The sequence below is a fragment of the Bradyrhizobium genosp. A genome (genome assembly GCF_049949275.1).
Lineage (GTDB): Bacteria > Pseudomonadota > Alphaproteobacteria > Rhizobiales > Xanthobacteraceae > Bradyrhizobium.
In genome coordinates, this window is sequence record NZ_CP188196.1 from 5,563,947 (window position 1) to 5,590,307 (window position 26,361).

The window sequence follows — 26,361 nt, forward strand, 5'->3', positions numbered from 1 at the left end:
AACTATCCTTGAAAATTGTCCTTGGAGCGGCCCATCAGCTCGATGAACACGTCTTCCAGCGAGGGCGCCGACTTGTGCCAGTGCAGACCGCTCTTGTCGCGCCACGGCGCGATGCTGGCCTCGAGCGCGGCGACGTCGCGCCCCGAAACGTGCAAGGAAGTGCCGAACGGCGCCACCATGTCGACGCCGGGCTTGCCGGCGAGCGCCGCTGCGAGGCCGTTCAGATCCTCGCCGGTTACGGTGTAGGTCATGAGCGCAGATCCCGCGATTACCTCCTCCACCGTGCCATGCGTCAGCAGATGGCCATAGGCGATGTAAGCGATCTCGTGGCAGCGCTCGGCCTCGTCCATGTAATGGGTCGAGACCAGCACGGTGAGCCCTTCGGCCGCGAGCGCGTGGATCTCGTTCCAGAAATCGCGCCGCGCCTTGGGATCGACGCCGGCGGTCGGCTCGTCGAGCAGAAGCAGCTTCGGACTGGGCAGCGTGCAAGCGCCTAACGCCAGGCGCTGCTTCCAGCCACCGGAAAGCTCGCCGGCAAGCTGCTCCTCGCGCCCGGACAAGCCGAGCCGCTTGATCATGTCGCGCGCCGCGCCGCGTGCGTCGGTGAGGCCATACAGTCGCGCGACGAATTCGAGATTCTCGCGCACGGAGAGGTCCTGATAAAGGCTGAAGCGCTGGGTCATGTAGCCGACCTGGCGCTTGATCTTGTCAGCGTCGCGCAAAATGTCGTAGCCGAGGCAGGTGCCCTCGCCGCTGTCGGGAGTCAGCAGGCCGCAGAGGATGCGAATGGTGGTGGTCTTGCCCGAACCGTTCGGCCCGAGGAAGCCGTAGATCGAGCCGCGCTTCACCTGCATCGACAGATCGTGCACGACCTCGCGGCCGCCGAACGATTTGGTCAGGCCCTTGACGTCGATCGCGATGTCATTGCCGGCGTTCATCGCTTGTCCGCCATCGGAGTTTTGGGATTGAGATAGACGTCGATCGGTTGCCCCACGCGAAGCGCGTCGGGCCGCGACGGCCTGGCCTGGATCAGATAGACGAGCTTGTTGCGCTCTTCGAGGCTGTAGATCACCGGCGGGGTGTATTCGGCCGAGGTCGCGATGAAATAGATCTTTGCGGTGAGATCGGCGGCGCAATTGTCGCAGGCAACCCGCACCTCGTCACCGATCGACAATTTCGGCAGCTCCGTTTCCGGCACGAAGAAGCGCAGCTTCATGTTGCCGGGCGGCATGATCGAGAGCACCGGCCGCTGCGCCGCCACCATCTCGCCCTCCCGGAAGTAAATCTGCTGGATGGTGCCGGTAACAGGGGCAAAGCCCTTGCGCCGCGCCAGTCGCGTCTCCGACGTCACCACCCGCGCCTGCGCGACCCGCAGATCCGAGACGGCGGAATCGAGCGCGGCTTGCGTGCCCGAGCCGGTCTTGCGCAGGGAATCCGCGCGATCAAACACCTGCTGCGCATTAGCCAGCGTCGCCTTGGTCTGGTTGAGATCGGCAAGCTGGAGATCATCGTCCACCGAATAGAGGTGATCGCCGACCTTCACCGTGTCGCCTTCGCGGATATTCAGCTTCGTCACCCGGCCCGCTTCGTCCGGGCTGACATAGATCATGTCGGCCTCGATCCAGCCCTGGAAGCCGGGATCGCGCTTCTCCTTGCAGCCGGCAAGCCCGGTTGCGAGCACGGCGGCCAATGCGATTGCAAATATCCTTTGCGACGACGTCATGTCGTCCTCCGTTCGCCAAAAATCAAATCGAGATGGACGCGCAGCATGTCCTGTGCGTCGAGCGGCGCGTGCCGCTCAAACAGGCTCTGCCAGATCACCGCGATCATCGCCGGCGCGACCAGGATCTGCGGATAGCGCGCAAGGTCTCTCTCGCGGATCTCGCCACGGGCAATGCCGAGCTCGATCAGCGCGCGCATGCCAGCGATCCCGCGCGAGACCACCTCGCGGTAATAGAAATCGGCGACGGCTGGAAAGCGCGGTCCTTCCGCCACGATCAAGCGCACGAGATCGCCGCGCCGTGTGCCGATGATCTCTTTCAGGAAGTTGCCGGCAAAGGCTTCGACGAGGTCGCGCACCGAGCCCGTTGGCGGCGGCAGCGCAGTCAGCTTCGCCACGACAGGCACGATCACCGTACGCACCAGCTCCTCGAACATCGATTCCTTGTCCTTGAAGTGCAGGTAGATCGTTCCCTTCGCGACGCCAGCGCGCTTCGCAATGTCGTCGAGTCGCGTCGCGGCAAAGCCGCGCGCGATGAACTCCTCCATCGCCGCCTCAACGATTGCATCGCGCCGCCCTGCGGCGCGAAGGGCGCGGCTCGAGGCCGGAGCGGCTTCCCCGCTTGCATCGGACTTCCGACTCTTTGCCTGGGCGGTCGTCGCCTTGATGGGCTTCTTTATCATTTTTCAAATATGACTGACTAGTCAGTCATCGTCAATCGAGTAGAAGAATTAGCATTGACTAATGAATTAGTATTTGCTAATTGATCGGTATGATGGAAGCCGCCCCAAACCCTGTCACCGCTGTGATGCGCGCCCTCGCCGATCCGACCCGCCGCGCGGTGTTCGAGCGCGTGTTCGACAGCAAGGAAATCAGCGTCGCCGAGCTGACGCGCGGCAGCGGCGTGACGCAGGGCGCAATCTCGCAGCACCTGAAATCGTTGAAGCAGGCGGGCCTCGTCGCCGAGCGCGCCGAGGGCCGCAACGTCTACTACCGCGCCGCCCCGCAAGGCCTCGAACCGCTGGTGACCTGGATGGATCATTACGGTGTCTTCTGGCGCGAGCGCTTCCAGAACCTGCGTGACCTCTTGAAGGAGATCGATCCGTGAGTGCAGCCGAGCTGAAAGCCGAGACCCAAGACAACATCCGGGACATCGTCATCGACGAGGTGCTCCCTCATGCGCCGGAGACGGTCTGGAAGGTGCTGACCAGCGCGCAATTGATCGCGCGCTGGCTGATGAAGCCGACCGGCTTTGAAGCCGTCGAAGGCAAGACGTTCACGTTCCAGACGACGCCGGGTGGCAATTGGGACGGCGTCATCTATTGCCGCGTCCTGGAGGTCATCGCGAACCGGCGTCTCGTCTACGCCTGGAAGGGCGGCGATGAGCGCAATACCGGGTATGGCGCGCCGCTCGACACCGTCGTGACGTGGTCCCTCACCCCGGTCGAAGCCGGCACGCGGATCCAGCTGGTTCATGCGGGCTTCGTCATGCCCAGGAACGAGAGCGCCTACACCGTCATGAGCGGCGGTTGGAAGAAGGTCGTCCGGCAGCTCGACGAGATCAGCGGCGAAGAGAGTTGAGGAGTGATCAGGATGGACAAGCCCTATACCGGCGGCTGCGCTTGCGGCGCGATCCGCTATTCGATCGCCGGCGAACCCTTGTTCGCCAACCATTGCCAGTGCCGGGACTGCCAGCGTGAAAGCGGCAGCGGCCACGGCTCCTACGCCACCTTCGCGCGCGCCGGTGTCACCGTGACCGGCGAGGCCAAGACCTGGGACATGGTCGGCGACAGCGGCAATGTGAAGACGCGCGCCTTCTGCCCCGAGTGCGGCTTGCCGGTCTACATGACCTTCGCGGCGATGCCCGACATTTTCACCATCCGCGCCGCGAGCCTCGACGAGCCCGTCCGCTACAAGCCGCAAGTGGTCACCTACGCGGCGCGCGCGTATGACTGGGATCATCTCGATCCCAGCCTGACCAAATTCGAGACGATGCCGCCCAGTTAAAATGTTTGGTGTGCCCCCTCTCCCGCTTGCGGGAGAGGGTTGGGGAGAGGGTGTCTCAGCAACGGGACAATCCCCTAGAGGAGATATCCCTCACCCAGCGCTACGCGCCGACCTCTCCCGCACGCGGGAGAGGTGAAAACAAGCGGCACCTTTCTCAGCTGTGAAACTTCAACCCATCGACAATCTTGTCGATCACCTTTCGATCGGCGCGCATCGCGATGCCGACGAGATTCAGATCGGCACGCGCCACCGCCTTCACAGCGTCGCGATTGGCGGCATCATGCGTCGTCTTGAACATGTCCTCGGTATAGACCGCCGGCGTAACGTTGCGCGTGAGTGCACGATCGAGTGCACGCGACAACGCCGGACCATCGGCACTGTAGATCAGGATTGGCTGGCCGATCAGCGCAAGATATTTCGTCGCCGAGGCGTCCTCATAGGCATCGCCGATGCACTCCGGAAAGGCGGCCGCGACGCCGCTCGTCAGGAACGATGCGACGTTGAGCTTCTGCCAAGCCTGAAGATCGTTGCGAATGACAACGGCAATCTTGGTGTCGAACTGCATGAATTCTTCCAACTCATATCCAAGCGTCGGGAAAGAAAAGATAATTCCTCGTGCGCTGGCGGCGGACATGAACGTAACCCGGATTGACCCATCGATCACAGCTCGGAAATTTCAATGGAGATGCGACCGGTTGCGCTTCTCCTCGCGGATCAAGTCGGGTATATGTCAGCGCTCTGTCACCGAACTGTCATAAACTGAGCATGTCCGAAACTGGCGCGATCAAGCGAGCCCTCGAACCCGTCCAACAGCTTGCGAAGGCCAATGGCCATCCAGTCCCGGAGGACGGGAGGAGCTCCAAGAACCTCGCCGTTCCCGCCGCTGGCGAGGTGGCCGGTTCCGCGTTCCCTGACAACGCATCTTCGCTCAGCGAGTCTTTTCAGGCTGGCCTTCCCGCTGATGAAGCTGGTGCAGAGACGACTGCGCCGGTAGCCCCACCGTCCCGCGACGTCGCGCCACGCGCCACCGAAATCGAACTCAAGCTGATCGTGGCTTCCGATCGCCTGGCGGATTTCAACGATGCGCCGATCATCGCGGCGAATGCGCGCAACAAGGGTACGCGCAAGCACCTCAAGGCCGTGTATTACGACACACCCAAGCGCGCGCTCCGGCGCGACGGGTTCAGCCTCAGGGTTCGCCAGAGCGGCGCGCGATTCACGCAGACGGTGAAAGCCGAATTCGGCAACGATCCGCTGCGCCGCGGCGAGTGGGAGGCAGCCGTCCCGTCGATGACACCGGACATCGCGCTGGCCACGCCGCTGGTTTCAGACAAGCTGCGAGCCGATCTCGAACGTCACCCCGTCGAAGCCGTCTTCAGCAGCGACATTCACCGGCATCAGCGCCTTGTCGACTTGCCGTCCGGCACCATCGAGGTCGCCTTCGATCACGGACACCTGACATCCGGCGATCGCTCGATGCCGGTCAGCGAGATCGAGCTCGAGCTCAAGAGCGGCAGCCCGTCCGCCATCTGGGAGTTGGCGCTTCGGCTCGCCGAGCATGGTTCGGCGAAACCATCGATCCGGACCAAATCGGCGCGCGGCTTTGACCTCGCGGCCGATACGCCGCCGCGGGCACCGAAGCCGCCAAAGCTTCGTCTCGATCCTTCGACATCGCTCGATGAGGCCTTTTCCGAGATCCTGCGCTCCTGTCTTTTGCATCTGCTGCAGTCGTTGCCCGCCGCCGAGGACGGGCGCGATCCCGAGGGGATGCATCAGCTTCGTGTCGCACTGCGGCGCCTGCGATCCGCACTTGATCTGATGCGGTCGGTGGTGTCGTTGAACAAGCTCGAGCTGATGCGCGCCGAAGTGAAGTGGCTTGCCGGAAGTCTCTCCGGCGCACGTGATTGGGACGTATTTCGACAGGAGACCTTGCGGACCGTCGCGGATGGCTGTCCGTCCGTCGCCGGCTTCGACAGGCTGGGCGAGTTTGCCGACGACCGTCGCGCGACCTGCTACGACAAGGCCCGCCTCGCCCTCGCCGACCGGCGATGTCAGTATTTCGTGATCGGGCTCGGCGCCTGGATCGAAGCGCGCGGCTGGCGCAGCGAGGTTGCTCCCGAAGGTCTGGCGCAACTGGCGGAGCCGGCGATCAATTTTGCGCGAAACATTCTGTCGGCGCAGCATGCGAAGGTGCTGAAGCGCGGGCGTCGCTTCAAATCGCTGCCGACGGAGGAGCGGCACCGTGTCCGTCTCGCTGCGAAGAAGCTGCGCTACGTCGCCGACTTCCTGCTCCCGCTCTGCGGGCAGCGCAAATCCGCGCGGCGCTTCTCGCGCAGGCTCGCCGACCTCCAGCAGGAGCTCGGGGTCTACAACGACATGGCGACCACGACGTCACTGCTTGCGGACGTCGACGCGGGCTCAGCCGGCAGCGGCATGGCCGCGGCGGCCATCGCCGGCTGGCAGGCCCATGCCACGGTCGGCATCGAAGCGCGTCTGCTCAAGGCCTGGTCTGAATTCACTGCGGCCAAGGTGCCATGGTCGGTGGATGCGCCGGAGCAACCGGCAAAACTGGTGCAAACCAACGCGGGATGGCTGCGCTAACCCTCGTTCAGCCCTTGGCGTCGCAGGCCCAGGCGCGGATCACGCATTCCTTGCCGCCATATTTGTAGCATTCACGCGTGGCGGCATTGAGCGTGGCCGAGATCTTCGGCTTCACGGCATAGCCATAGGCGCCGCAGGGGTTGGCCATATCGACCGACATCGCCGCACAGGCGCGCTTAATCGTCACCGTCGTGCAGTCGCCCTTGCACTGCTTTTGTGCAGCGGCACGCGCCTCGTGCTCGGCACCATAATCATAGGCCTGGCCATAGGCGCCGCACTTGCCGACGGCAAACGCGCCAGCCGCATGAGCTTCGGTCACATGACGGGCGCCGGCGACACACACCGACAGCGCAAAGAAAAACATCGCGCAACGGCGCGCGACGAGGTTCGAAACCATGAAAAAGCCCCTCCCCCCAAGGCAGGTGGAGAGGACTCTAAGCGGCGGTCGTTTCCAGATGGTGAACGGGGGGTTGAAAACGGGAGGATTAGGAGGCGCCGTAGGGTGGGCAAAGCGAAGCGTGCCTTTGCCCACCCTACGGCACCGTCATCCGCGCCTTGCTGCTTCCAAGGCCTGCGGCGTGTCGATGTCGAGGAAGGCGCCCTCGCCGTCGACAGGCACTTCGGCGACCGCCTCCGTATGCTTGGCGATCAGGTGCCGCGCGCCGACGTCGCCGTCGAGCGTCATCAACTCCTTGAAGAAGCGGCGCGACCACAGCACGGGATTGCCGCGGCGGCCTTCGCTGACGGGCACGACGATGAGATTGCCGCGGTCCGGCGCAAAGCCGTCGATGAGGCGGTCGATCAGACCGGCATCGATCAGCGGCATGTCGCCCAAGCAAACCACGGCACCGTCGCTGGCGTCGGACACGGCCGCGATGCCGGCCTTCACCGAGCTCGCGATGCCGCCGGCGAAATCCGGATTGCTGACGAAACGCACCTTCAGGCCCTGCAGCGCCTGCTCGACCAGCTCGGTCTGATGGCCGGTGACCACGATCACCTCGGATGCCTTCGAGGCCAGCGCCTGCTCTGTCGCGATCCGCACCAGCTTCTTGCCGTCGAGCTCGGCCAGCAGCTTGTTCGGGCCACCCATGCGGGTCGAGCGGCCCGCCGCGAGCACGATGGCCGCGATATGGCTGTTGCCTTCGATCTCCGGCTTGGCCCGCGGCTGCGGCCGCGTCACGATCTCCATCAGGAGGCCGCCGACGCCCATGCCCATCAGTTCGGAGCGCGTCACCTTGATGCCGGCGAGGAGCCGCATCAGCACCCAGTCAAAACCGTTCTCGACCGGCGAGCGCGCACAGCCCGGCGCGCCCAGCACCGGCACGCTGCCGGCGCGCGCGATCAAAAGCAGATTTCCGGGATCGACCGGCATGCCGAAATGCTCGATCTCGCCGCCGATCCCGGTGACCGCGGCCGGGATCACATCGCGGCGGTCGGCAATCGCCGACGCGCCGAACACGATCACGAGCTCGGCACCGAGCCCGAGCAATTCCTTGATCGCGGCGGAGAGCGCGCGCTCGTCATGCTGCACGCGTCGCTCGGCGATGATGCTGGCGCCGGCCGGCGCGAGGCGTTCGGCGGTGACGCGCAGCGTCTTGTCGACCACCTTCGAAGAGAGCCCCGGCAGCAGCGTCGACACCACGCCGACGCGCTTGATCACATAGGGCGCGATTCTGAGCACGTCCTTCCCCGCCGCCTTCACCGCGGCATCGCGCAGATTTCCTTCAACGCCGAACGGGATGATCTTGACGGTGCCGACCATCTCGCCTTCCACCACCGGCTTGTAGGCGGCGAGCGTGGCGAAGGTGATGGCTTCGTCGATATTGTTGATGCGGTCGACCGCGGCGCGGTCGATCACCAGCAGGCCGGGACGCGCGGCAAACAGGTTGGCGCGGCCGGTGAAGGCGCGCTCGACATGAATGCCATCGCCACCGATCGCAAGCGCGATGCTGGCGGCGGCGACATCCTCGGAGACGTCGCCCGCCTCCATCCGCACCACGACGACGTCCTTGATGCCGGCGCGCGTCAGCGCCTCGACCTCGGCCGGGCCAATCGTCGTGCCCTTCTTCAGCACCAGCGGACCCTGGCGCAGGGTGTGGACGGTCACCCCGCCGATCGCATCCTGGGGGCTCGCCGGGCCGAACTTCATGCCGCTTCTTCTTTTTCTTTTGGTGGCAGGCGGAGCACCGCCGTGATCTCGGCCATGATCGACACCGCGATCTCGGACGGCGAGACCGCGCCGATCGCCAGCCCAATGGGGGCGTGGATGCGCGCGATGTCGCTTTCCTTCGCGCCCTGCGCCCGCAGCCGGTCGCCGCGCTTGGCATGCGTCTTCCGCGAACCGAGCGCACCGATATAGAAGCAGTTGCGCTCGAAGGCGTGCAGCAGCGCGGGATCGTCGATCTTCGGATCGTGCGTCACCGCGACGAAAGCCGTGTAGGCATCGACATTGAGCGGCGGCAGCGCCGTATCCGGCCACTCCGCGACCAGCGGAATGTCGGGGAAGCGCTCGGGGCTCGCAAAGGCCGTGCGCGGATCGACCACGGTGACGTCGTAGCCGAGCGAGCGCGCCAGCGGCGCGAGCGCCTGGCTGATATGGACCGCGCCGATGATGACGAGCTTTGCCGTCGGCGCGTAGACGTTGAGGAACAGCTTCTTGCCGCCGGCCTCGACATTGGCGCTCTTGCCCATGCGGAGCTGCTTGTCCAGTTCGGCATGGAGCGGGTCTTTGGCGAAATCCGCGGCCTTTACCAGACGCTGCTCGCCGCTCTCGGTGTCGGTCACCAAAATCACGGGCCGGCGTGCGGCGCGCTCGGAATTGAGTTCGTGCAGGATTGCGAGCTTCACGGCTAGCCGACCTTCTCGACGAAGACGCGGATGGTGCCGCCGCAGGACAGCCCGACATTCCAGGCGGTCTCGTCGGCGACGCCGAACTCCAGCATCTTGGGCTTGCCACTTTCGATCACGTCCATGGCCTCGGTGACCACGGCGCCCTCGACGCAGCCGCCGGAGACCGAGCCGAGAAACGTGCCTTCGTCGTTGATGACAAGGCTCGAGCCCGCCGGGCGCGGGGCCGAGCCCCAGGTCTCGACAACGGTTGCCAGCGCGACGCCACGGCCGGCCTTCTGCCAGTCCTCCGCCGCCTTCAGAATATCCTCGTCGCGATCGAGCATGGCTTTGCCTCTCAGGCTGCGGGGCGGATCAGGCTGCGGTGATGCGGCGGCAGCGGCCGGGACAGCGTGGCGATCAGCTCCTGGATCGAACTCAAATTATGCACGGGGCGAAATTCGTCAACGTGCGGGAGCATCATTTTGATGCCCTGGGCCTTGGCTTCGAAGCCACCGAACCGCAACAGCGGGTTGAGCCAGATCAGCCGACGGCAGGACCGGTGCAGCCGGTCCATCTCGAAGGCGAGCTTGGAATCGGCCTCCCGCTCCAGCCCGTCGGAGATCAGCAGCACGATGGCGCCCTGGCTCAGCACCCGCCGCGCCCACAATTTGTTGAAGTTGTGCAGCGAGGTCGCAATCCGCGTGCCGCCGGCCCAGTCCTCGACTGCCGCCGAGCAGCTCGCCAGTGCCTCGTCGGGATCGCGCTGGCGTAACGCGCGTGTCACATTGGTGAGCCGCGTGCCGAACAGGAACACCGAGACGCGCTTGCGCGCGTCGCCGATGGCATGCAAGAAATGCAGGAACAGGCGGGTGTACTCGCTCATCGAGCCGGAGATGTCGAGCAGCGCCACGATCGGGGCCGGCTTCTCGATCCGCCCGAGGCGATGGATGTCGATGATGTCGCCGCCGGTGCGCAACGACGCGCGCAGCGTGCGGCGCATGTCGAGCCGCAGGCCGCGCGGATCGGGCTGGTGCCGGCGCGTCAGAAGCTCGGCTTGCGGCAGCCGCATCCTCTCGATGGCGCGGAGCGCTTCGGCGATCTCGGCCGCGCTCATCTGCGCAAAATCCTTCTTCTGAAGGATTTCCTTGTCGGAGACCGACAGGCGCAGATCCTGCTCCTGGTGCTGTGGCGTCTCGGTCATCCGCGGCTGTGACATCGCCTCCTGAACCCGGCGCGAGGCGGCCGGCGGCTTCTTCTTGGCGCCATCCGGCAGCGGCACCGAATCCAGCATGTGCTTCCACTCTTCCGAGGCACGGAAGAACAGGTTGAAGGCCTGCTTGAAGATCAGTGCATGCTCATGGCGCATGACGAAGATCGACTCCAGCGTGGTGAAGACGTCGGCTCGGCTGCCGATGTCGATCACCTGCAGCGCGTTCATGGCATCGATCACCGCGCCCGGGCCGACCGGCATGCCGGTCGCACGCAGCGCACGGGCAAAGCCGACGATGTTGTCGGCGAATTGCTCGGTCTGCTCAGGCGCGAGGTGGTTGATGGCCATGCTTCAGCACTCTCACTCGTCATTCCGGGGCGCCGCGCAAGCGGCGAGCCCGGAATCCATTCATCGACAAACTCTGCGGCCCGATGGATTCCGGGCTCGCGACTTCGTCGCGCCCCGGAATGACGAGTTAGTTATGACGCGCGAGCGTCAATTCTCGCTCGTCGCTTCCTTCAGCACCTTCTGCAAGGTGTCGCCCTGCATCCGCGTGATGTCGTCCTGGTATTTGAGCAGCGCGCCCAGCGTGTCACCGACCACTTGCGGGGTCAGCGAGCGGGCGTCGAGCTCGGACAGAGCGGTGGCCCAGTCGATGGTCTCGGCGACACCCGGCGATTTGTAGAAGTCCTGGTTGCGCAGCGCCTGCACGAAGCGCACGACCTGCTGCGACAGCTTTGCCGAGATGCCGGGCACGCGCGACTTGACGATCGCGAGCTCGCGATCGGCGGCGGGGTAATCGACCCAGTGATAGAGACAGCGCCGCTTCAGCGCGTCGTGAATCTCGCGGGTGCGGTTGGAGGTGATGATGACGATCGGCGGATGCGGCGCTTTCACGGTGCCGAATTCGGGGATCGTCACCTGGAAGTCGCTGAGGATTTCCAGGAGATAGGCCTCGAACGCCTCGTCGGCGCGGTCGAGCTCGTCGATCAGCAGCACCGGCGGACCGGCGACGTCAGGCTCCAGCGCCTGAAGCAGCGGCCGCTTGATCATGTAGCGGTCGGCAAAAATGTCGCTCGATAGCTGTTCGCGATCGGTATCGCCGGCGGCTTCCGCCATCCGGATCGCGATCATCTGCGCGGCGCTGTTCCACTCATAGACCGCGGAGGAGACGTCGAGGCCTTCGTAGCATTGTAGGCGGATTAGCTTCCGCCCCAGCGCCGCCGACAGCACCTTTGCGATCTCGGTCTTGCCGACACCGGCCTCGCCTTCGAGAAACAGCGGCCGCCCCATGCGCAGCGAGAGATACGTCACCGTCGCCAGCGACCGCTCGGCGAGATAGCCGCGCGAGGTCAAAAGTTCGAGCATCGCATCGACCGATGCCGGCAAGGTCGCTGAAGTCATGAAAGAGCCAGTCTCGCTACGCCCTCACAAGGGGCAGGTATTGGGCCAAAGCATGAGGGGGCACTCACTCCTTGGCATTGGCGGCGTCGACGGCGCGCCGCGTCAACACACCGATGAGATGGGCGCGGTACTCGGCGCTGCCGTGGATGTCGCTGTTCAGCCCCTCCGCCGGCACTTCGATGCCATCGAGCACCTTCGGCGAGAACCGCTTCTTCAGCGCCTCCTCGAAGGGCTCGACACGGAACACGCCGTCCGAGCCGGCACCGGTGACGGCGACGCGCACGTCCGAGGGCCGCCGCGCGACGAACACGCCGACCAGGGCATAGCGTGAGGCCTGGTTGCGGAACTTGACATAGGCGGCCTTCTTCGGCAGCGGGAACATCACCTTGGTGATGATCTCGTCGGTTTCCAGCGCCGTCGAGAACAGGCCCTGGAAATACTCCTCGGCCTTGAGGCGCCGCTTGTTGGTGACGATGGTCGCGCCGAGCGCGAGCACTGCGGCCGGGTAATCCGCCGTCGGATCGTTGTTGGCGAGCGAGCCGCCGATCGTGCCCTTGTGACGCACCGCGGGATCGCCGATCTGGCCGGCGAGATCAGCCAGTGCCGGGATCGCTTCGCCAACGACGGCGGAGGTCGCGACCTCGGCATGCCTGGCGGTGGCGCCGATCACCAGCGAACGGCCCTTCATCTCGATCGTGTTCAGCCCCTCGATATGGGAGAGGTCGACCAGATGCGGCGGGCTTGCGAGCCGCTGCTTCATGACCGGAATCAGCGTGTGGCCGCCGGCGATCACCTTGGCGTCTTCGTTCTTCACCAGGAGGTTGGCAGCCTGCCGCACGGTCCCGGGGCGATGATATTTGAATTCGTACATCTGAATGTCCTGATCGCGGGATGCGTGCGCGGGTTACGCGAGATCGGATTTCGCCATCGCCTTTGCGCCGGCGGCGATCGAGGCGACGATGTTCTGGTAGCCGGTGCAGCGGCAGAGATTGCCTTCCAGCTCCTCGCGAATGGTGTGGTCGTCGAGCTCGTGGCCCTTGCGATGCACGATGTCGATCGCGGTCATGATCATGCCGGGCGTGCAGAAGCCACACTGCAGGCCATGGTGCTCACGGAAGGCCTCCTGCATCGGATGCAGCGGCGCGCCGTCGGCGGCCAGCCCCTCGATGGTCTTGACCTCGTGGCCGTCGGCCATCACGGCCAACGTGGTGCAGGATTTCACGGCCTTGCCGTCGAGATGCACGACGCAGGCGCCGCACTGCGAGGTGTCGCAGCCGACATGAGTGCCCGTCAGCCGCAGATTCTCGCGCAGGAACTGCACCAGAAGCGTACGCGGGTCGACATTGCCGGTAACAGGATTGCCGTTCACAATGAGGGAGATTTTTGCCATAAGCACTCTCTATCAGCGCCCCGACGGGTCCCGTCGAAGCGGTTCTTTTTTATAATTATTCCAACCCATCATATGGACCATTATGGCCGGGGGCAATATTGCCCCGGGCGCAAGGTGCCATGACGATAGTGAGGGGCGTTCAGCCTTGTACCGCCTTGGCGAAATTCGCGAAAAACTCGTCGGCCAGCTTCTTGGCGGCACCGTTGATCAGGCGCTGCCCGAGCTGCGCCAACTTGCCGCCGATCTGCGCCTCGACCTCATAAGAGAGCAGCGTGCCGCCATCCTTCTCGGCGAGCTTGACCACGGCGCCGCCCTTGGCGAAGCCGGCGACCCCGCCCTCGCCCTCGCCGGAGATCCTGTAACCGCTCGGCGGGTCGAGATCGCTCAGCGTCACCTTGCCCTTGAATCGCGCCGAGACCGGGCCGACCTTCATCTTCGCGGTTGCCCGAAAACCGCCGTCGTCGGTCTTCTCCAGCTCCTCGCAGCCGGGGATGCAGGCCTTCAGCACTGCGGGATCATTGAGCTTCTCCCAGACGGCCTCGCGCGGCGCCGCAAGCTGGACCTCGCCGTTCATTGTCATGGCCATGGGGCGTCTCCCGGGATCTCATCAGAATGATGTTGCTCAAGTAACGCAGAGAGGCCGCAAAGGAAAGGGTAGCCCCCGGTCACGTGCAATGCATATTCGCACCCGCAAAATGTCCTGTGCCGGTCGGTCAGGGATTGGCAGCGCCGGGGCATGGTGATTAGGTCCGGCGCAACATGAGCACAGCCCTCTCCCCCCTGCTTGCGCCGATGCTGTCGAGCGCCGCCATGCGCGCCGTCTGGGACGACCGGTCCACCCTGCAAAACATGCTCGATTTCGAGGCAGCCCTGGCCCGGGCCGAGGCCGCCGCGGGTGTGATTCCGGCATCCGCAGTGGGCTGGATCGAAGCCGCCTGCAAGGCTGACACCTTCGACATGGCGGCGCTGGCCGAGGCCGCGACACGGTCGGGCAATCTCGCGATCCCCCTGGTCAAGGCGCTGACCGCCAATGTCGGCAAGGCCGACAGCGAGGCTGCGCGCTACGTGCATTGGGGCACGACCAGCCAGGACGTCATCGACAGCGCGACCATGCTCGGCTTGCGCGCTGCGATCGATGCGCTGGACGATGATCTCAGCCGCGCCATCAAGGGCTTTGCGACACTTGCCCGCGTCCATCGCCACACCGCGATGGTGGCACGGACCTGGCTTCAGCACGCGCTGCCGATGCCGTTCGGGCTGAAGGCCGCCGAATACGCATCGAGCCTCGCCCGCGCCCGCTGCCGCCTGCGGCGGCTCCGCCGCGAAGGCCTTGCGCTACAATTCGGCGGCGCCGCCGGCACGCTCGCAGCCCTCGGCGACAACGGGCTCGCGGTGGCCGAACGGCTGGCGCAGGAGCTGAAACTGCCGCTGCCGGAAGCACCCTGGCATACCCATCGCGACCGCATCGCCGAGGCCGCTTCCAGCTTCGCGATTCTCGCCGGCACCTGCGGCAAGATCGCGCGTGACGTCTCGCTGATGATGCAGACCGATGTCGCCGAAGCCTTCGAGCCCGCCGGCGAAGGCCGCGGCGGTTCCTCGACCATGCCGCACAAGCGCAACCCGGTCGCGGCCGCAAGCGCGCTTGGCTGCGCGACCATGGCCCCGCAGCTCGCCGCGACGATCTTTGCAGCCCAGGTGCAGGACCACGAGCGCAGCGCCGGCCCCTGGCACGCGGAATGGCCGACGCTGCCGCAATTGATGCTGGTCACCTCGGGCGCGCTTGCGGCCATCGTCGACATCGCCGAAGGGCTCGATGTCGATGCCGCGCGCATGCGCAGCAATCTCGATGCGACGCACGGGCTGATCATGGCGGAAGCCATCACCTTTGCGCTGGCCGAGAAGATCGGCAAGAGCGACGCACATCATCTGATCGAGGCCGCGAGCAAGCGCGCGGTTGCCGAGAAGAAGCATCTGCGCGAAATTCTCGCCGCCGATTCGCAGGTCACTGCGCATCTGACGCCCGAGAAAATAGCCACCTTGTTTGAGCCGATGGCCTATCAAGGGGCGTCGCAGGCCTTGATTGACCGGCTGCTCGACAGCCTCGACCGCGAATAGATACGGAGACGCTGCATGCCCATGATCGATGCCGACGGTTGCCTGATCAACGTCTCCGTCGAGGGCCGCGACGGCGAGCCGACCTTGATGCTCTCCAACTCGCTCGGCTGCACGCTGCAGATGTGGGAGCCGCAGATGAGGGCGCTGACGCAGGTGTTCCGCGTCATCCGCTACGACCGCCGCGGCCACGGCAAGTCCAACGTGCCGCCCGCTCCCTATACGATGGAACGTTTCGGCCGCGACGTGCTCGCGATCCTCGACGATCTCAACATCGAGAAGGTGCATTGGTGCGGCCTGTCGATGGGCGGCATGGTCGGGCAGTGGCTTGGCGCCAACGCGCCGGAGCGCTTCGGCAAGCTCATCCTCGCCAACACCTCCTGCTATTATGCCGAGCCGACCAAATGGCTGGAGCGCATCGACGCCGTGAAGAAGGGCGGCATCGCCGCGGTCGCCGACGGCGTGATCGCCGGCTGGCTCACCCAGGATTTCCGCGAGCGCGAGCCTGACATCACCGCCAGGATGAAGGCGATGCTGCTCGCGACCCCGGTCGAGGGCTATCTGGCCTGCTGCGAGGCGCTGTCGACGCTCGACCAACGCGCGCTGCTGCCTGACATCAAGAGCCCGACGCTGGTGATCGCCGGCCGACACGACCAGGCAACCCCGATCTCTGCGGGCGAGCTGATCCGCTCGAGCATTCCCGGCGCCAGCATGACTATCATCGACGCCGCTCACATTTCCAATGTCGAGCAGCCGCACGCGTTCACGGACGTGGTGGTGGGATTCTTGACGCAGCGCTAGTCGCTATCCGGAGAAGAAACATGGACGATCAGAAGCGCCGCGATGCCGGCATGAACGTGCGCCGCAAGGTGCTCGGCAATGCCTGGGTCGACAAGTCGATCGCCAACCGTAACGCCTTCAACACCGACTTCCAGGACATGATCACCCGCTACGCCTGGGGCGAGATCTGGACGCGGTCGCATTTCGACGAGCGCACGCGGCGGGTTCTGGTGATCGGCACCATGGTCGCGCTTGGGCAATGGGACGAATTCCGCCTGCATGTGCGCGCGGCGCTCGCCGAGGGCGGCTTCACCCCCGACGACATCAAGGAAATTTTGCTGCAGCAGGCGATCTATTGCGGCGTTCCGGCGGCGAACCACGCCGTCAAGGAAGCCTCAGCGATTGTGCAGGAGCTCGGCCTGCTCAAGACCTAGCGGCGCGGTGTCCGCGACGTCGACGGTCTTCGGCGCAGCCGCGGGCCGCTCGATCACCAGCACGACCGCGGCACCGAGCAGCAGCAGAAGCTCGGTGGCGTGCAGCCGAAGCGCGGCCATCTCGCCGACCTTCGAGGCCATCACCATGCTCACAAACGAGATCAGGCTGCCGATCGCGAGCGCGATGCCGAGCGCCTCGTCGCTGGCGCCGCTCTTGCGGGTGCGCGGAACGGCGAGCAGCGCGAGATAGATCGCGAAGAACGCCACCACGGTCAGGCGTCCGAGCGCCAGCAGCCAGGCAGCACGCACCGTGCTCATGCCGGACATCTGAAGCTGATCGCTGAGGAACAGCGCCACCGCAACGCTCGGCCGCTCATAGAGGCCGTGCACCGGCGCCACCATGATGTTGAAGGCGACCATCGTCCAGGCCGGAATGAAATAGGCCGCCAGCAGCGCGCCGTTGACCGAGCCGATCCGCCAATTCCTGAACATGCCGCTTCCCGCTTCGCCTGCACCCCGCCTTCGGACGGAAGGCTTTGCCGGGAGCTAACTCGCATCGGACTGTGGCGGCAATTTAAACCCTTTGTTTACCTTAATTGCCCGGCTGGTTCATCCAAGGAAAAAAGCCCCGCCTTTCGGCGGGGCCAGCTTCACTTCACTACCCTTGGTTCACTACCCTTGGTTCACTACCCTTGGTTCACTACCCTTGGTTCACTACCCTTGGTTCTCTGGCTCCCTAATTGTCCTGATCGTGCTTGCCGCCCTGCTGCTGGCCGGGCTTATCGCCCTGGCGCATCGGGTCGTTCTGCTGCTGCTGTCCGGGTTTATGCCCGCCGCCCTGCTGCTGCCCTGGGCGCTGCTGGCCGGGGCTCTGGTTCTGCTGGCCCGGATTCTGGTTCTGCTGCTTCGTCATGGGGGGAAACTCCCTTGTTGGACGTCAGTCGGAAGTAACAGCCGGCAGCCGATTTGGTTGCTGTGCGGAACCGGGTTCCTCGCAGCTGCGGGAACTTGGATATGACATCCTAGCCAAAATGATCTCTGTACAAGCCTTTATGTCGAGGCATGGACAGTTGCAGCCGCTAGTTCCCTCCTGTTACAAAACCGTAAGAACGCTTGAGGGCTGCCGGGGCCCGAGAAGAAACTTAAGCACTCTCTCGAAGTCCTCCCTTTGAGTCGCGTCAGGTTTGGTAACGGCAGCCCATGGACCAGTTCGACTATTTCGCCCAGCAGCTCATCAACGGTCTCGTGCTCGGCTCGATCTACGGGTTGATCGCCATCGGCTATACGATGGTCTACGGCATCGTCGGCATGATCAACTTCGCCCATGGCGACATCTTCATGATCGGCGGCTTCATCGCCCTGATCACCTTCCTGATCCTGGTCTCGATCGGCCTGACCACGGTGCCCGTGATCCTCTTGATCGTGCTGCTGGTCGCGATGGCGATCACTGCGCTCTATGGCTGGAGCATCGAGCGCATCGCCTACCGGCCGCTGCGCCACTCCTTCCGGCTTGCCCCGATGCTGTCGGCAATCGGCATGTCCTTCGTGCTGACGAACTACTCGCAGGTGGCACAGGGCGCGCGCGTCAAGCCGATCCCGCCCCTCATCACCGGCGGCTACACGCTGCATGAGAGCGCAGACGGCTTCGTGATCCAGCTCTCCAACATCCAGATCGTGGTCGTCATCACCACGATTGTGCTGCTGCTGATCTTCAACTGGCTCGTCCTGCGCACGCGGCTCGGGCGCGACATGCGCGCCTGCGAGCAGGACCAGACCATGGCGGCGCTGCTCGGCGTCGACGTCGATCGTACCATCTCAATGACCTTCGTGATCGGCGCGGCGCTCGCCGCCGTCGCGGGCCTGATGTACCTGCTCTATTACGGCCAGGTCGATTTCAACATGGGCTTCGTCGCCGGCATCAAGGCCTTTACGGCCGCGGTCCTCGGCGGCATCGGCTCACTGCCCGGCGCGATGCTCGGCGGGCTCGCCATCGGCCTGATCGAGACGCTGTGGTCGGCCTATTTCTCGGTCGAGTACAAGGACGTCGCCGCGTTCTCAATCCTGATCATCGTTCTGATTTTCATGCCGACCGGCCTGCTCGGCCGTCCCGAAGTCGAAAAAGTCTGACGAGCCGCGCGTGACAGTCCTCTCGCACGAAACCACCAAAGCCAATCGCACCGCCGGCATCCCCGTCATCCTGAAAAAGGCTTTCTTCAACGCTCTCGTCGCGCTGGTGCTGTTCTCGCTGATGGTCGGCATCCGCACCGAGGCCGGTCCCACGGGGCAACTGACTTATTGGGGGCGCTTCGGCGAGCTCGCCTCCCTCGTCGCCATCGTATTCGGCGGCTCCATCGTCATCGAATTGCTGCGGCAATGGCTCGGGCCGGTGGGGACCGAGAAGCTGGTGCCGCCGGCCGTGCAGCGCGGCCTCGCGTTCGCAGGCCGTTTGGTGGCGCCGGCGCTGCTCATCTTCACACTGCTGGTGCCGGTTATCTTCTACAACCAGCGCTACATTCTCGACCTCGCAATCCTCGTCCTCACCTATGTGATGCTGGGCTGGGGCCTGAACGTCGTGGTCGGGCTCGCGGGCCTGCTCGATCTCGGCTATGTCGCTTTCTACGCGGTCGGCGCTTATTCCTACGCGCTGCTCGCCACCAATTTCGGCTGGTCGTTCTGGATCTGCCTGCCGCTCGCCGGCATCCTCGCCGCCCTCTGGGGCGTGATGCTCGGCTTCCCCGTGCTGCGGCTGCGCGGCGACTATCTCGCGATCGTCACGCTTGCCTTCGGCGAGATCATCCGACTCGTCATCATCAACTGGCAGAGCCTGACCGGCGGGCCGAACGGAGTCTCCGGCATTCCACGCCCGACCCTGTTCGGCATCCCGCTCGACAACAGTGATGATGGGCTTGCCGCAAAGCTCGGTATCGAGTTCTCGCCGACCCACCGCATCGTCTTCCTGTTCTACCTGATCTTGGCGCTGGCGCTGCTCACCAACTGGGTGACGATCCGGCTACGCCGGCTGCCGATCGGCCGCGCCTGGGAGGCGCTCCGCGAGGACGAGGTCGCCTGCCGTGCGCTCGGCATCAACACCACGACGACTAAGCTCACGGCATTTGCGACCGGCGCGATGTTCGGCGGCTTTGCCGGCGCGTTCTTCGCTACCCGCCAGGGCTTCATCAGCCCGGAATCCTTCACCTTCCAGGAATCGGCGCTGGTGCTCGCCATCGTCGTGCTCGGTGGCATGGGCTCGCAACTTGGCGTGGCTCTTGCGGCTCTCGCCATGATCGGCGGCTTCGAGCTGTTCCGCGGGCTGGAAGGCTACCGCATGCTGGTGTTCGGCTGGGCCATGGTGCTGATCATGATCTGGCGGCCGCGCGGCCTGATTGGCCATCGCGCGCCGACGGTCTATCTGACCAAGGCGCAGGCGATCTCCTCCGACCTCGTCAAGGAAGGCCACGGATGAGCGGCCAGCGGATCCTGAGTGTCGACCAGCTCACCATGCGTTTCGGCGGCATCGTCGCCGTCCAGGAGCTGTCCTTCGCAGCGGCGCGGCGCAACATCACCGCGCTGATCGGGCCGAACGGCGCCGGCAAGACCACCGTGTTCAACTGCATCACCGGCTTCTACAGGCCGACCGGCGGCACCATCCGCCTCAGCCACGAGGACGGAAAGACCATCGCGCTCGAACGGCTGAACGATTTCCGCATCGCCAAGCAGGCCAAGGTCGCGCGTACCTTCCAGAACATCCGCCTGTTCCCCGGCATGACGGCGCTGGAAAACCTGATGGTGGCGCAGCACAACGCGCTGATGCTCGCCTCCGGCCTCACTTTCCTGGGCCTGATCGGCGTACCCTCCTACCGCACCGCCGAGAAGCGTGCGATCGATCTCGCCACCGCCTGGCTGAGACGGGTCGGCCTCTTGGACCGCGCCGACGACGCGGCCGGCAACCTCGCTTATGGCGACCAGCGCCGGCTCGAGATCGCGCGCGCGATGTGTACCGAGCCCGCCCTGCTGTGTCTGGACGAACCCGCCGCCGGCCTCAACGCGCGCGAGAGCGCCGCATTGAGCGAACTGCTGCTCTCGATTCGCAACGAACAAGGCACCTCGATCCTCCTGATCGAGCACGATATGTCGGTGGTGATGGAAATCTCCGACCATATCGTGGTGATGGACCACGGCGTGAAGATCGCGGAAGGAACGCCGCGCGAGGTCCGCGACGATCCCAAGGTGATCGCCGCCTATCTCGGCGCCGACGAAGAGGAAGCCATGGCCGTCATGGAGGGCGGGTCGTGACGGCGGTATCCCCTCTCCTCGCGATCAGGGGCCTGCGCGCGGCCTATGGCAAGATCGAAGCCCTGAAGGGCGTCGACATCGAGATCAATTCCGGCGAGATCGTCGCGCTGATCGGCGCCAACGGCGCCGGCAAGTCGACGCTGATGATGACGATCTTCGGCAAGCCGCGCGCCCGCGCCGGCCAGATCCTGTACGAGGGCAAGGACATCAGCGCGATCCCCACCCACGCGATTGCCCATTTGCGCATCGCGCAATCGCCAGAGGGACGCCGCATCTTCCCGCGGATGAGCGTCGCCGAGAATCTTCAGATGGGTGCCGACGCCACCGACTGCACCGAGGCGGAACGGGAGACCACGCTCGAACGCATATTCGCGCTGTTTCCCCGGCTGAAGGAACGCATGGCGCAGCGCGGCGGAACCCTGTCCGGCGGCGAACAGCAGATGCTGGCGATCGGGCGCGCCCTGATGAGCCGCCCGCGCCTGCTGTTACTCGACGAGCCCTCGCTCGGACTGGCACCCCTGATTGCGCGGCAGATTTTCGACGCCATCCGCACGCTGAACCGGCAGGACGGCCTGACCGTGCTGATCGTCGAGCAGAACGCCAACCACGCGCTCAAACTCGCCCACCGCGGCTATGTCATGGTCAACGGGCTGATTACACTGGCCGGCAGCGGCGCCGAGTTGCTGCAACGCCCCGAGATTCGCGCAGCTTACCTCGAAGGCGGCCGGAAGATCTAAAACCCGCGACCGCCCACGGCGGATCGAGATATCTTTGCAATTGCCCGTATTTTGCCGGTGACTTCTCTTCGGATTCATTCAAGAATGCGGCCGGTTTGGACCGGGCATGCCCGGCAATTTCCACAGGCGTCCACCCACGAGGTATCTCATGAAGTCACTGAAGCTCATCGGTCTGGCATTCGGCGCATCGATCGCGCTGTCGAGCGCGGCGTACGCGCAAGACATCACCATTGCAGTCGCGGGCCCGTTGACCGGCACCGAGTCCGCCTTCGGCCGCCAGATGAAAAACGGTGCCGAGCTGGCTGTGGCGGATATCAACGCCGCCGGCGGCGTCAACGGCAAGAAGCTCGCGCTCGACGCCGAGGACGATGCCTGCGATCCCAAGCAGGCGCGCTCGGTGGCGGAAAAGATCGCCGGCGCCAAGATCCCGTTCGTCGCCGGCCATTTTTGCTCTTCGTCGTCGATCCCGGCCTCGGAGGCCTATGCCGACGGTAATGTCCTCCAGATCACGCCGGCTTCGACCAACCCGCTCTTCACCGAGCGCAAGCTGTGGAACGTGGCGCGTGTCTGCGGCCGTGACGATCAGCAGGGCCTTGTCGCTGCGCAGTTCATCGCCAAGAACTACAAGGGCAAGAACATCGCGATCCTCAACGACAAGACCACCTACGGCAAGGGTCTGGCCGATGAGACCAAGAAGGCGCTCAACAAGGCGGGTATCACCGAGAAACTCTATGAGTCCTACAACAAGGGCGACAAGGACTTTAACGCGATCGTCTCACGCCTGAAGAAAGAGAATATCGACCTCGTCTACGTCGGCGGTTACCATCAGGAAGCAGGCCTTATCCTGCGCCAGATGCGCGACCAAGGCCTGAAGACGGTGCTGATGTCGGGCGATGCGCTCGCCGACAAGGAGTACGCCTCCATCACCGGCCCCGCCGGCGAAGGCACGCTGTTCACCTTCGGTCCTGATCCGCGCAACAAGCCCACCGCGAAGAAGATCGTCGACGCCTTCAAGGCCAAGAACATCGATCCTGAAGGCTATACGCTCTACACCTACGCCGCCCTGCAGGTCTGGTCGCAGGCCGCGAAGAAGGCCGGCACCACCGATGCCAAGAAGGTCATGGAGACCATCAAGGCGGGCAAGTGGGACACCGTGCTCGGGCCGCTTGAGTACGATGCCAAGGGCGACATCAAGCAGATCGACTATGTCGTCTACAAGTGGGATGCCAAGGGCGGCTATGCCGAGATCAGCGCCAAGGGCACCTGAGACAGGACGCCTGACCCTTTCATCAGACCGACGTCAACGCCCCGGTTCGCCGGGGCGTTTCTTTTTGCAGTCCGATCAAACGGCTGCGGACAATTCGCCGCCCGCAGCCTCTTGCGCCTTCCGGAGCGCTTGCAGCAGGTCGTTCGGCCGAAACGGCTTTTGCAGGCAGACCACGCCATCGAGGCCGGGGGCCTCGCCGATGAAGTCCAGCGCCGTCATGCCCGAGACCGCCACGATCGGAAATCCGGGGACCCGCTCGCGAATAGCGGCCATGACCTCGATACCGCTGGTGTCGGTCAGGAAAATGTCGACAATTGCTGCGTCGAAAACGTTCTCGCCAAAGGCCTTCAGGCCGACCGCACCGCTCTCCGCCTCAACTACGTCATAACGGTTGACCCGAAGGACGATCGAGACCATGGCACGGACGTCCTTCTGATCGTCGACAACAAGGACACGGGGCATGGGAACAACTCCCGGATTCGTATCATTAATTGGTTCTATTCAACGACAGCGTGCGCCAAGGCAGTATGGGGCGGTCCAGTAAAGCCAACCTTACCAATTCCCTATTCCGAGTCCCTGTCCAAGTTAAGTAAGCTGTAACCCTCGGTTGAGTCGCGGGCTGGTCCCTTAGGACACGCGCCCGGATCCAGCTACCATGGAGGCCACGGCAGAATTCCGAGGCAGAAGTCCAAGGCAGCCGGCCAACGAAGTCATGTGGACTAACCATGCCGACCCAGCGAGAGGTCAACGTGCACGCAAAGAACGACCGAAGCACATTCCTTTCGACCTTGCCGGCCGCGCAGAGCGATCGCACTGCAGCATTGGCGATCGTCGGCATTTCCGCGATCCTGTTCGCACTGGCTGTCCCCTTCGCAGGCAAGCCGCTGATCCAGGTGCCGGCCTTCGTGGCCAGCTACCAATCGGCGCTCGCCGTGAGCGACATCATCACCGCGGTTCTGCTGCTGTCGCAATTCGCCGTGCTGCACAGCCGCGCGCTGCTGCTGCTGTCAACCGGGTATCTGTTCACCGCAGCAGCGGCGGTGACCCACGCCCTCACCTTCCCGGGTCTGTTCGCACCGACCGGACTGTTGGGCGCCAGCACACAGACCACGGTCTGGCTCTACATGATCTGGCACGGGGGATTCCCGCTGTTCGTGCTGGCCTATGGCTGGCTCAAGGATGGCAACGGCGGCAACAAGATCGACGGATCGACCGGGCGTCCCATCCTCCTCGCCGTCCTCGGCGTGATCGTCGCGATGGTCGCCATCGCCTGGATCGTCACGGCGCAGCACGATCGGCTGCCGGTCCTGCTCCGGGACGGCCACTACACCACCACCATGATCGGCGTGGTGTCATTCGTCTGGTCCTTGAGTGTCGCGGCGCTGATCACGCTGTGGTTCCGCAAGCCGCACACGGTGATCGACATCTGGCTCATGGTCACGATGTGCGCCTGGCTGTTCGACATCGCGCTGTCAGCGATCGTCAACGTGGCCCGCTACGATCTCGGATTCTATGCCGGCCGCCTCTATGGCCTCTGCGCCGCGAGCTTCGTGCTCGCCGTGCTCCTGATCGAAAATGTCCGCCTCCAGGCGCACACGATGGGCCTCGTCGGCCGGCTGCGCCAACAGTCGGCCTCGGAACGCGACTTCTACTCAAAACGTCTCGCGCTGTATGGCGCCGTCGTCGAGTCCTCCAACGATGCGATCATCACCGAGTCGCTCGACGGCATCATCACCGGCTGGAACAAGGCTGCCGAGCACCTGTTCGGCTATTCTGCCGCCGAGGCCGTCGGCCAGTCGATCTACCTCGTGGTGCCGGAGGACCAGAAGGCCGAAGCCAGGGGCATTCTCAACCGCATCAGCAACAACGAGTCGATCGCCCAGCACGAGACCGTTCGCATCCACAAGGACGGCCGTCGACTCGACGTCGTCCTGAACGTCTCGCCGCTGCGATCGGACAGCGGGCAAATCATCGGCGCATCCAAGATCGCCCATGACATCACCGAGGAAAAGCAATCGCGCGAGAAGCTGCGTCGCGAGATCGAGGAACGCCAGCGCATCTTCGAAACCTCGCGCGACCTGATCCTTGTCACCGACGGTTTTGGCAATTTCATCCAGGTCAGCCCGAGCGTGAAGGACATTCTCGGCTTGAGCCCCGACGACATGATCGGGCACAGCGCGACCGACTTCATCCATCCCGACGACCTCGAGAAGACGCGGGGCGAGATGCGCGCGGCGCGCCGCGGCCAGACCAAGCGCAGCTTCGAGGCGCGCTACTACCATTTTGACGGTCACGAGGTCTCACTGAACTGGATGGGGACCTGGTCCGAGCCCGTGAAGCGCCATTTCTTCATCGGCCGCGACCTCACCGAGAAGCAGGCAGCCGAAGCGCAGTTCCGGCAAGCGCAGAAGATGGATTCGATCGGCCAGCTGACCGGCGGCGTCGCCCACGATTTCAACAATGTGCTCACCGTCATCACCGGCACGATCGGTATTTTGGCGGACGCGGTCGCCGACCGGCCCGAGCTCGCCGCCATCACCAAGCTGATCGACGATGCCGCCGAGCGCGGCGCGCAACTGACCAAGCATCTGCTCGCCTTCGCCCGCAAGCAGCCGCTTCAGCCGCGCGAGATCGACGTCAATGCGCTGACGCTCGAGGCGGCTAAGCTGCTGCACCCGACGCTCGGCGAGCAGATCTCCATCCTGCCGCAGCTCACCGAAGATGCCTGGCCCGCTCTGGTCGATCCGGGCCAGCTCTCCACCGCGATCCTCAATCTCGCGCTGAACGCGCGCGATGCGATGCCCGACGGCGGCACGCTGGTGCTGGAGACCCGCAACATCTTTCTCGACGACGGCTATGCCAGCATGAATCCCGACGTCGTCGCCGGCAATTACGTGATGATCGCGGTGAGCGACACCGGCTCGGGCATTCCGGCGGACCTGATCGAGCGGGTGTTCGATCCCTTCTTCACCACCAAGGAAGTCGGCAAGGGCACTGGCCTCGGCCTGAGCATGGTGTTCGGCTTCGTCAAGCAATCCGGCGGCCACATCAAGATCTACAGCGAGGAAGGCCACGGCACGAGCGTAAAGATCTACCTGCCGCGTTCGACCGGCGTGCAGGAGACCGAGTACGAGGCGCTCCAGAACGTGCCCATCGCCGGCGGCGACGAGAGAATCCTCGTCGTCGAGGACGACGCGCTGGTGCGGCAGTATGTCATGACCCAGATCAAGAGCCTCGGCTATACCGCGCTCGAAGCGGCCAACGCGGCCGAAGCCCTCGTCATCATCGATGCCGACAAAGATATCGACCTGCTCTTTACCGACGTCATCATGCCCGGCAACATGAATGGCCGCCAGCTCGCCGACGAGGCTGCGCGGCGGCGCCCCGAGCTGAAGACGCTGTTCACCTCAGGCTATACGGAAAACGCCATCGTCCATCACGGCCGGCTCGATTCCGGCGTGCTGCTGCTGGCAAAGCCCTACCGTAAGTTGGAGCTCGCCAAAATGCTCAGGACGGCGCTGGCGAGTTGAGCGTGCCGCTCGCCTGCGCTATCGCTGAGGCGATGCAGCGGAGTGCC

General features: G+C 64.5%; 29 protein-coding genes. 13 read left to right on the forward strand and 16 right to left on the reverse strand.

The window, feature by feature from the left end; genetic code table 11:
• Positions 1–2: 2 nt before the first annotated feature.
• Genes ACP2YP_RS26040 through ACP2YP_RS26050 form a run of 3 tightly spaced genes read right to left on the reverse strand, consistent with a single transcriptional unit; the run spans position 3 to position 2,403 of the window.
• Complete coding sequence (locus tag ACP2YP_RS26040) at positions 3–938, reverse strand: ABC transporter ATP-binding protein (RefSeq protein WP_426419131.1); 936 nt, start codon at positions 936–938, stop codon at positions 3–5.
• Positions 935–1,723 carry an HlyD family secretion protein gene (locus tag ACP2YP_RS26045; RefSeq protein ID WP_426419132.1) on the reverse strand — a complete coding sequence of 263 codons (789 nt, stop codon included), beginning with the start codon at positions 1,721–1,723 and terminating at the stop codon, positions 935–937. The genes ACP2YP_RS26040 and ACP2YP_RS26045 overlap by 4 nt, the downstream gene beginning before the upstream one ends.
• The gene (locus ACP2YP_RS26050; protein ID WP_426419133.1) at positions 1,720–2,403 is read right to left on the reverse strand and encodes a TetR/AcrR family transcriptional regulator; all 684 of its coding nucleotides are present in this window, start codon (positions 2,401–2,403) and stop codon (positions 1,720–1,722) included. Before ACP2YP_RS26050 ends, ACP2YP_RS26045 begins: the two co-directional genes overlap by 4 nt.
• 89 nt (positions 2,404–2,492) lie before the next feature.
• Between ACP2YP_RS26050 and ACP2YP_RS26055 the strand changes: the two genes are divergently transcribed.
• From ACP2YP_RS26055 to ACP2YP_RS26065, 3 genes are read left to right on the forward strand one after another with little or no spacing between them, the layout of a single operon-like run.
• Entirely contained in the window at positions 2,493–2,828 is a 336-nt protein-coding gene (locus ACP2YP_RS26055) for an ArsR/SmtB family transcription factor (RefSeq protein WP_426419134.1), read from the forward strand.
• A complete protein-coding gene (locus tag ACP2YP_RS26060; RefSeq protein WP_426419135.1) occupies positions 2,825–3,301 on the forward strand; it encodes an SRPBCC family protein in 477 nt (158 codons plus the stop codon). Before ACP2YP_RS26055 ends, ACP2YP_RS26060 begins: the two co-directional genes overlap by 4 nt.
• Before the next feature lie 12 nt (positions 3,302–3,313).
• Positions 3,314–3,727: a GFA family protein gene (locus ACP2YP_RS26065; protein WP_426419136.1), complete on the forward strand. Its 414-nt coding sequence runs from the start codon at positions 3,314–3,316 to the stop codon at positions 3,725–3,727.
• A 154-nt stretch (positions 3,728–3,881) separates the two neighbouring features.
• Here the strand turns inward: ACP2YP_RS26065 and ACP2YP_RS26070 are convergent, their stop codons facing one another.
• Positions 3,882–4,292, reverse strand: coding sequence for a DUF2000 family protein (locus ACP2YP_RS26070; RefSeq protein WP_426419137.1), 411 nt, complete (start codon positions 4,290–4,292; stop codon positions 3,882–3,884).
• Between the two features lie 200 nt (positions 4,293–4,492).
• On the opposite strand from ACP2YP_RS26070, the gene ACP2YP_RS26075 reads away from it, so the two are divergent.
• The gene (locus tag ACP2YP_RS26075) at positions 4,493–6,328 is read left to right on the forward strand and encodes a CHAD domain-containing protein (protein WP_426419138.1); all 1,836 of its coding nucleotides are present in this window, start codon (positions 4,493–4,495) and stop codon (positions 6,326–6,328) included.
• A 7-nt stretch (positions 6,329–6,335) separates the two neighbouring features.
• On the opposite strand, the gene ACP2YP_RS26080 is transcribed toward ACP2YP_RS26075, so the two are convergent.
• From ACP2YP_RS26080 to ACP2YP_RS26120, 9 genes are all read right to left on the reverse strand, one after another.
• Positions 6,336–6,725, reverse strand: coding sequence for a DUF4189 domain-containing protein (locus ACP2YP_RS26080; protein ID WP_426419139.1), 390 nt, complete (start codon positions 6,723–6,725; stop codon positions 6,336–6,338).
• A 147-nt stretch (positions 6,726–6,872) separates the two neighbouring features.
• On the reverse strand, positions 6,873–8,477 hold the full coding sequence (locus ACP2YP_RS26085; RefSeq protein ID WP_426419140.1) for an NTP transferase domain-containing protein: 1,605 nt from the start codon (positions 8,475–8,477) through the stop codon (positions 6,873–6,875).
• On the reverse strand, positions 8,474–9,175 hold the full coding sequence (locus tag ACP2YP_RS26090) for an XdhC family protein (protein ID WP_426419141.1): 702 nt from the start codon (positions 9,173–9,175) through the stop codon (positions 8,474–8,476). Before ACP2YP_RS26090 ends, ACP2YP_RS26085 begins: the two co-directional genes overlap by 4 nt.
• Before the next feature lie 2 nt (positions 9,176–9,177).
• On the reverse strand, positions 9,178–9,501 hold the full coding sequence (locus tag ACP2YP_RS26095) for an XdhC family protein (RefSeq protein WP_008564652.1): 324 nt from the start codon (positions 9,499–9,501) through the stop codon (positions 9,178–9,180).
• An 11-nt stretch (positions 9,502–9,512) separates the two neighbouring features.
• Positions 9,513–10,715, reverse strand: a complete 1,203-nt coding sequence (locus tag ACP2YP_RS26100; protein WP_426419142.1) for a vWA domain-containing protein — start codon at positions 10,713–10,715, stop codon at positions 9,513–9,515.
• A 147-nt stretch (positions 10,716–10,862) separates the two neighbouring features.
• Complete coding sequence (locus ACP2YP_RS26105; protein ID WP_426419143.1) at positions 10,863–11,771, reverse strand: AAA family ATPase; 909 nt, start codon at positions 11,769–11,771, stop codon at positions 10,863–10,865.
• A gap of 64 nt (positions 11,772–11,835) precedes the next feature.
• Positions 11,836–12,642 carry an FAD binding domain-containing protein gene (locus ACP2YP_RS26110; RefSeq protein ID WP_426419144.1) on the reverse strand — a complete coding sequence of 269 codons (807 nt, stop codon included), beginning with the start codon at positions 12,640–12,642 and terminating at the stop codon, positions 11,836–11,838.
• 33 nt (positions 12,643–12,675) lie between these two features.
• Entirely contained in the window at positions 12,676–13,161 is a 486-nt protein-coding gene (locus ACP2YP_RS26115) for a (2Fe-2S)-binding protein (RefSeq protein WP_057748873.1), read from the reverse strand.
• A gap of 139 nt (positions 13,162–13,300) precedes the next feature.
• Positions 13,301–13,747, reverse strand: a complete 447-nt coding sequence (locus ACP2YP_RS26120; RefSeq protein ID WP_426419145.1) for an SRPBCC family protein — start codon at positions 13,745–13,747, stop codon at positions 13,301–13,303.
• A 173-nt stretch (positions 13,748–13,920) separates the two neighbouring features.
• Here ACP2YP_RS26120 and ACP2YP_RS26125 point away from each other — a divergent pair, with 173 nt between their 5' ends.
• Genes ACP2YP_RS26125 through ACP2YP_RS26135 form a run of 3 tightly spaced genes read left to right on the forward strand, consistent with a single transcriptional unit; the run spans position 13,921 to position 16,487 of the window.
• Positions 13,921–15,276, forward strand: a complete 1,356-nt coding sequence (locus tag ACP2YP_RS26125) for a 3-carboxy-cis,cis-muconate cycloisomerase (protein ID WP_426419146.1) — start codon at positions 13,921–13,923, stop codon at positions 15,274–15,276.
• A gap of 15 nt (positions 15,277–15,291) precedes the next feature.
• Positions 15,292–16,074 carry a 3-oxoadipate enol-lactonase gene (gene pcaD / locus ACP2YP_RS26130; RefSeq protein ID WP_426419147.1) on the forward strand — a complete coding sequence of 261 codons (783 nt, stop codon included), beginning with the start codon at positions 15,292–15,294 and terminating at the stop codon, positions 16,072–16,074.
• A gap of 20 nt (positions 16,075–16,094) precedes the next feature.
• Complete coding sequence (locus tag ACP2YP_RS26135; RefSeq protein ID WP_426419148.1) at positions 16,095–16,487, forward strand: carboxymuconolactone decarboxylase family protein; 393 nt, start codon at positions 16,095–16,097, stop codon at positions 16,485–16,487.
• On the opposite strand, the gene ACP2YP_RS26140 is transcribed toward ACP2YP_RS26135, so the two are convergent.
• Both ACP2YP_RS26140 and ACP2YP_RS26145 read right to left on the reverse strand, forming a co-directional pair.
• The gene (locus ACP2YP_RS26140; RefSeq protein ID WP_426419149.1) at positions 16,449–16,979 is read right to left on the reverse strand and encodes a hypothetical protein; all 531 of its coding nucleotides are present in this window, start codon (positions 16,977–16,979) and stop codon (positions 16,449–16,451) included. The genes ACP2YP_RS26135 and ACP2YP_RS26140 overlap by 39 nt on opposite strands.
• Positions 16,980–17,223: 244 nt before the next feature.
• Complete coding sequence (locus ACP2YP_RS26145; RefSeq protein WP_426419150.1) at positions 17,224–17,400, reverse strand: hypothetical protein; 177 nt, start codon at positions 17,398–17,400, stop codon at positions 17,224–17,226.
• A 287-nt stretch (positions 17,401–17,687) separates the two neighbouring features.
• Between ACP2YP_RS26145 and ACP2YP_RS26150 the strand changes: the two genes are divergently transcribed.
• From ACP2YP_RS26150 to ACP2YP_RS26170, 5 genes are all read left to right on the forward strand, one after another.
• Positions 17,688–18,614: an ABC transporter permease subunit gene (locus ACP2YP_RS26150; protein WP_426419151.1), complete on the forward strand. Its 927-nt coding sequence runs from the start codon at positions 17,688–17,690 to the stop codon at positions 18,612–18,614.
• Between the two features lie 10 nt (positions 18,615–18,624).
• Complete coding sequence (gene livM, locus ACP2YP_RS26155; RefSeq protein WP_426419152.1) at positions 18,625–19,950, forward strand: high-affinity branched-chain amino acid ABC transporter permease LivM; 1,326 nt, start codon at positions 18,625–18,627, stop codon at positions 19,948–19,950.
• A complete protein-coding gene (locus ACP2YP_RS26160; protein WP_200473361.1) occupies positions 19,947–20,780 on the forward strand; it encodes an ABC transporter ATP-binding protein in 834 nt (277 codons plus the stop codon). Before livM ends, ACP2YP_RS26160 begins: the two co-directional genes overlap by 4 nt.
• Positions 20,777–21,517 carry an ABC transporter ATP-binding protein gene (locus ACP2YP_RS26165; protein ID WP_426419153.1) on the forward strand — a complete coding sequence of 247 codons (741 nt, stop codon included), beginning with the start codon at positions 20,777–20,779 and terminating at the stop codon, positions 21,515–21,517. The genes ACP2YP_RS26160 and ACP2YP_RS26165 overlap by 4 nt, the downstream gene beginning before the upstream one ends.
• Before the next feature lie 148 nt (positions 21,518–21,665).
• Positions 21,666–22,784: a branched-chain amino acid ABC transporter substrate-binding protein gene (locus ACP2YP_RS26170; protein ID WP_426419154.1), complete on the forward strand. Its 1,119-nt coding sequence runs from the start codon at positions 21,666–21,668 to the stop codon at positions 22,782–22,784.
• Between the two features lie 75 nt (positions 22,785–22,859).
• On the opposite strand, the gene ACP2YP_RS26175 is transcribed toward ACP2YP_RS26170, so the two are convergent.
• Positions 22,860–23,246: a response regulator gene (locus tag ACP2YP_RS26175; protein WP_426419155.1), complete on the reverse strand. Its 387-nt coding sequence runs from the start codon at positions 23,244–23,246 to the stop codon at positions 22,860–22,862.
• Positions 23,247–23,509: 263 nt separating this feature from the next.
• Between ACP2YP_RS26175 and ACP2YP_RS26180 the strand changes: the two genes are divergently transcribed.
• Positions 23,510–26,314, forward strand: a complete 2,805-nt coding sequence (locus ACP2YP_RS26180; protein ID WP_426419156.1) for a PAS domain S-box protein — start codon at positions 23,510–23,512, stop codon at positions 26,312–26,314.
• The last annotated feature ends 47 nt before the right edge of the window (positions 26,315–26,361 follow it).

Bases quoted from the DNA above. Each gene is read 5' to 3' on its own strand.
- ACP2YP_RS26040 (WP_426419131.1), bottom strand. From the start codon at position 938: ATGAACGCCGGCAATGACATCGCGATCGACGTCAAGGGCCTGACCAAA.
- ACP2YP_RS26045 (WP_426419132.1), bottom strand. From the start codon at position 1,723: ATGACGTCGTCGCAAAGGATATTTGCAATCGCATTGGCCGCCGTGCTC.
- ACP2YP_RS26050 (WP_426419133.1), bottom strand. From the start codon at position 2,403: ATGATAAAGAAGCCCATCAAGGCGACGACCGCCCAGGCAAAGAGTCGG.
- ACP2YP_RS26055 (WP_426419134.1), top strand. From the start codon at position 2,493: ATGATGGAAGCCGCCCCAAACCCTGTCACCGCTGTGATGCGCGCCCTC.
- ACP2YP_RS26065 (WP_426419136.1), top strand. From the start codon at position 3,314: ATGGACAAGCCCTATACCGGCGGCTGCGCTTGCGGCGCGATCCGCTAT.
- ACP2YP_RS26070 (WP_426419137.1), bottom strand. From the start codon at position 4,292: ATGCAGTTCGACACCAAGATTGCCGTTGTCATTCGCAACGATCTTCAG.
- ACP2YP_RS26075 (WP_426419138.1), top strand. From the start codon at position 4,493: ATGTCCGAAACTGGCGCGATCAAGCGAGCCCTCGAACCCGTCCAACAG.
- ACP2YP_RS26080 (WP_426419139.1), bottom strand. From the start codon at position 6,725: ATGGTTTCGAACCTCGTCGCGCGCCGTTGCGCGATGTTTTTCTTTGCG.
- ACP2YP_RS26085 (WP_426419140.1), bottom strand. From the start codon at position 8,477: ATGAAGTTCGGCCCGGCGAGCCCCCAGGATGCGATCGGCGGGGTGACC.
- ACP2YP_RS26095 (WP_008564652.1), bottom strand. From the start codon at position 9,501: ATGCTCGATCGCGACGAGGATATTCTGAAGGCGGCGGAGGACTGGCAG.
- ACP2YP_RS26100 (WP_426419142.1), bottom strand. From the start codon at position 10,715: ATGGCCATCAACCACCTCGCGCCTGAGCAGACCGAGCAATTCGCCGAC.
- ACP2YP_RS26105 (WP_426419143.1), bottom strand. From the start codon at position 11,771: ATGACTTCAGCGACCTTGCCGGCATCGGTCGATGCGATGCTCGAACTT.
- ACP2YP_RS26110 (WP_426419144.1), bottom strand. From the start codon at position 12,642: ATGTACGAATTCAAATATCATCGCCCCGGGACCGTGCGGCAGGCTGCC.
- ACP2YP_RS26115 (WP_057748873.1), bottom strand. From the start codon at position 13,161: ATGGCAAAAATCTCCCTCATTGTGAACGGCAATCCTGTTACCGGCAAT.
- ACP2YP_RS26120 (WP_426419145.1), bottom strand. From the start codon at position 13,747: ATGGCCATGACAATGAACGGCGAGGTCCAGCTTGCGGCGCCGCGCGAG.
- ACP2YP_RS26125 (WP_426419146.1), top strand. From the start codon at position 13,921: ATGAGCACAGCCCTCTCCCCCCTGCTTGCGCCGATGCTGTCGAGCGCC.
- pcaD (WP_426419147.1), top strand. From the start codon at position 15,292: ATGCCCATGATCGATGCCGACGGTTGCCTGATCAACGTCTCCGTCGAG.
- ACP2YP_RS26135 (WP_426419148.1), top strand. From the start codon at position 16,095: ATGGACGATCAGAAGCGCCGCGATGCCGGCATGAACGTGCGCCGCAAG.
- ACP2YP_RS26140 (WP_426419149.1), bottom strand. From the start codon at position 16,979: ATGTTCAGGAATTGGCGGATCGGCTCGGTCAACGGCGCGCTGCTGGCG.
- ACP2YP_RS26145 (WP_426419150.1), bottom strand. From the start codon at position 17,400: ATGACGAAGCAGCAGAACCAGAATCCGGGCCAGCAGAACCAGAGCCCC.
- ACP2YP_RS26150 (WP_426419151.1), top strand. From the start codon at position 17,688: ATGGACCAGTTCGACTATTTCGCCCAGCAGCTCATCAACGGTCTCGTG.
- ACP2YP_RS26160 (WP_200473361.1), top strand. From the start codon at position 19,947: ATGAGCGGCCAGCGGATCCTGAGTGTCGACCAGCTCACCATGCGTTTC.
- ACP2YP_RS26170 (WP_426419154.1), top strand. From the start codon at position 21,666: ATGAAGTCACTGAAGCTCATCGGTCTGGCATTCGGCGCATCGATCGCG.
- ACP2YP_RS26175 (WP_426419155.1), bottom strand. From the start codon at position 23,246: ATGCCCCGTGTCCTTGTTGTCGACGATCAGAAGGACGTCCGTGCCATG.
- ACP2YP_RS26180 (WP_426419156.1), top strand. From the start codon at position 23,510: ATGCCGACCCAGCGAGAGGTCAACGTGCACGCAAAGAACGACCGAAGC.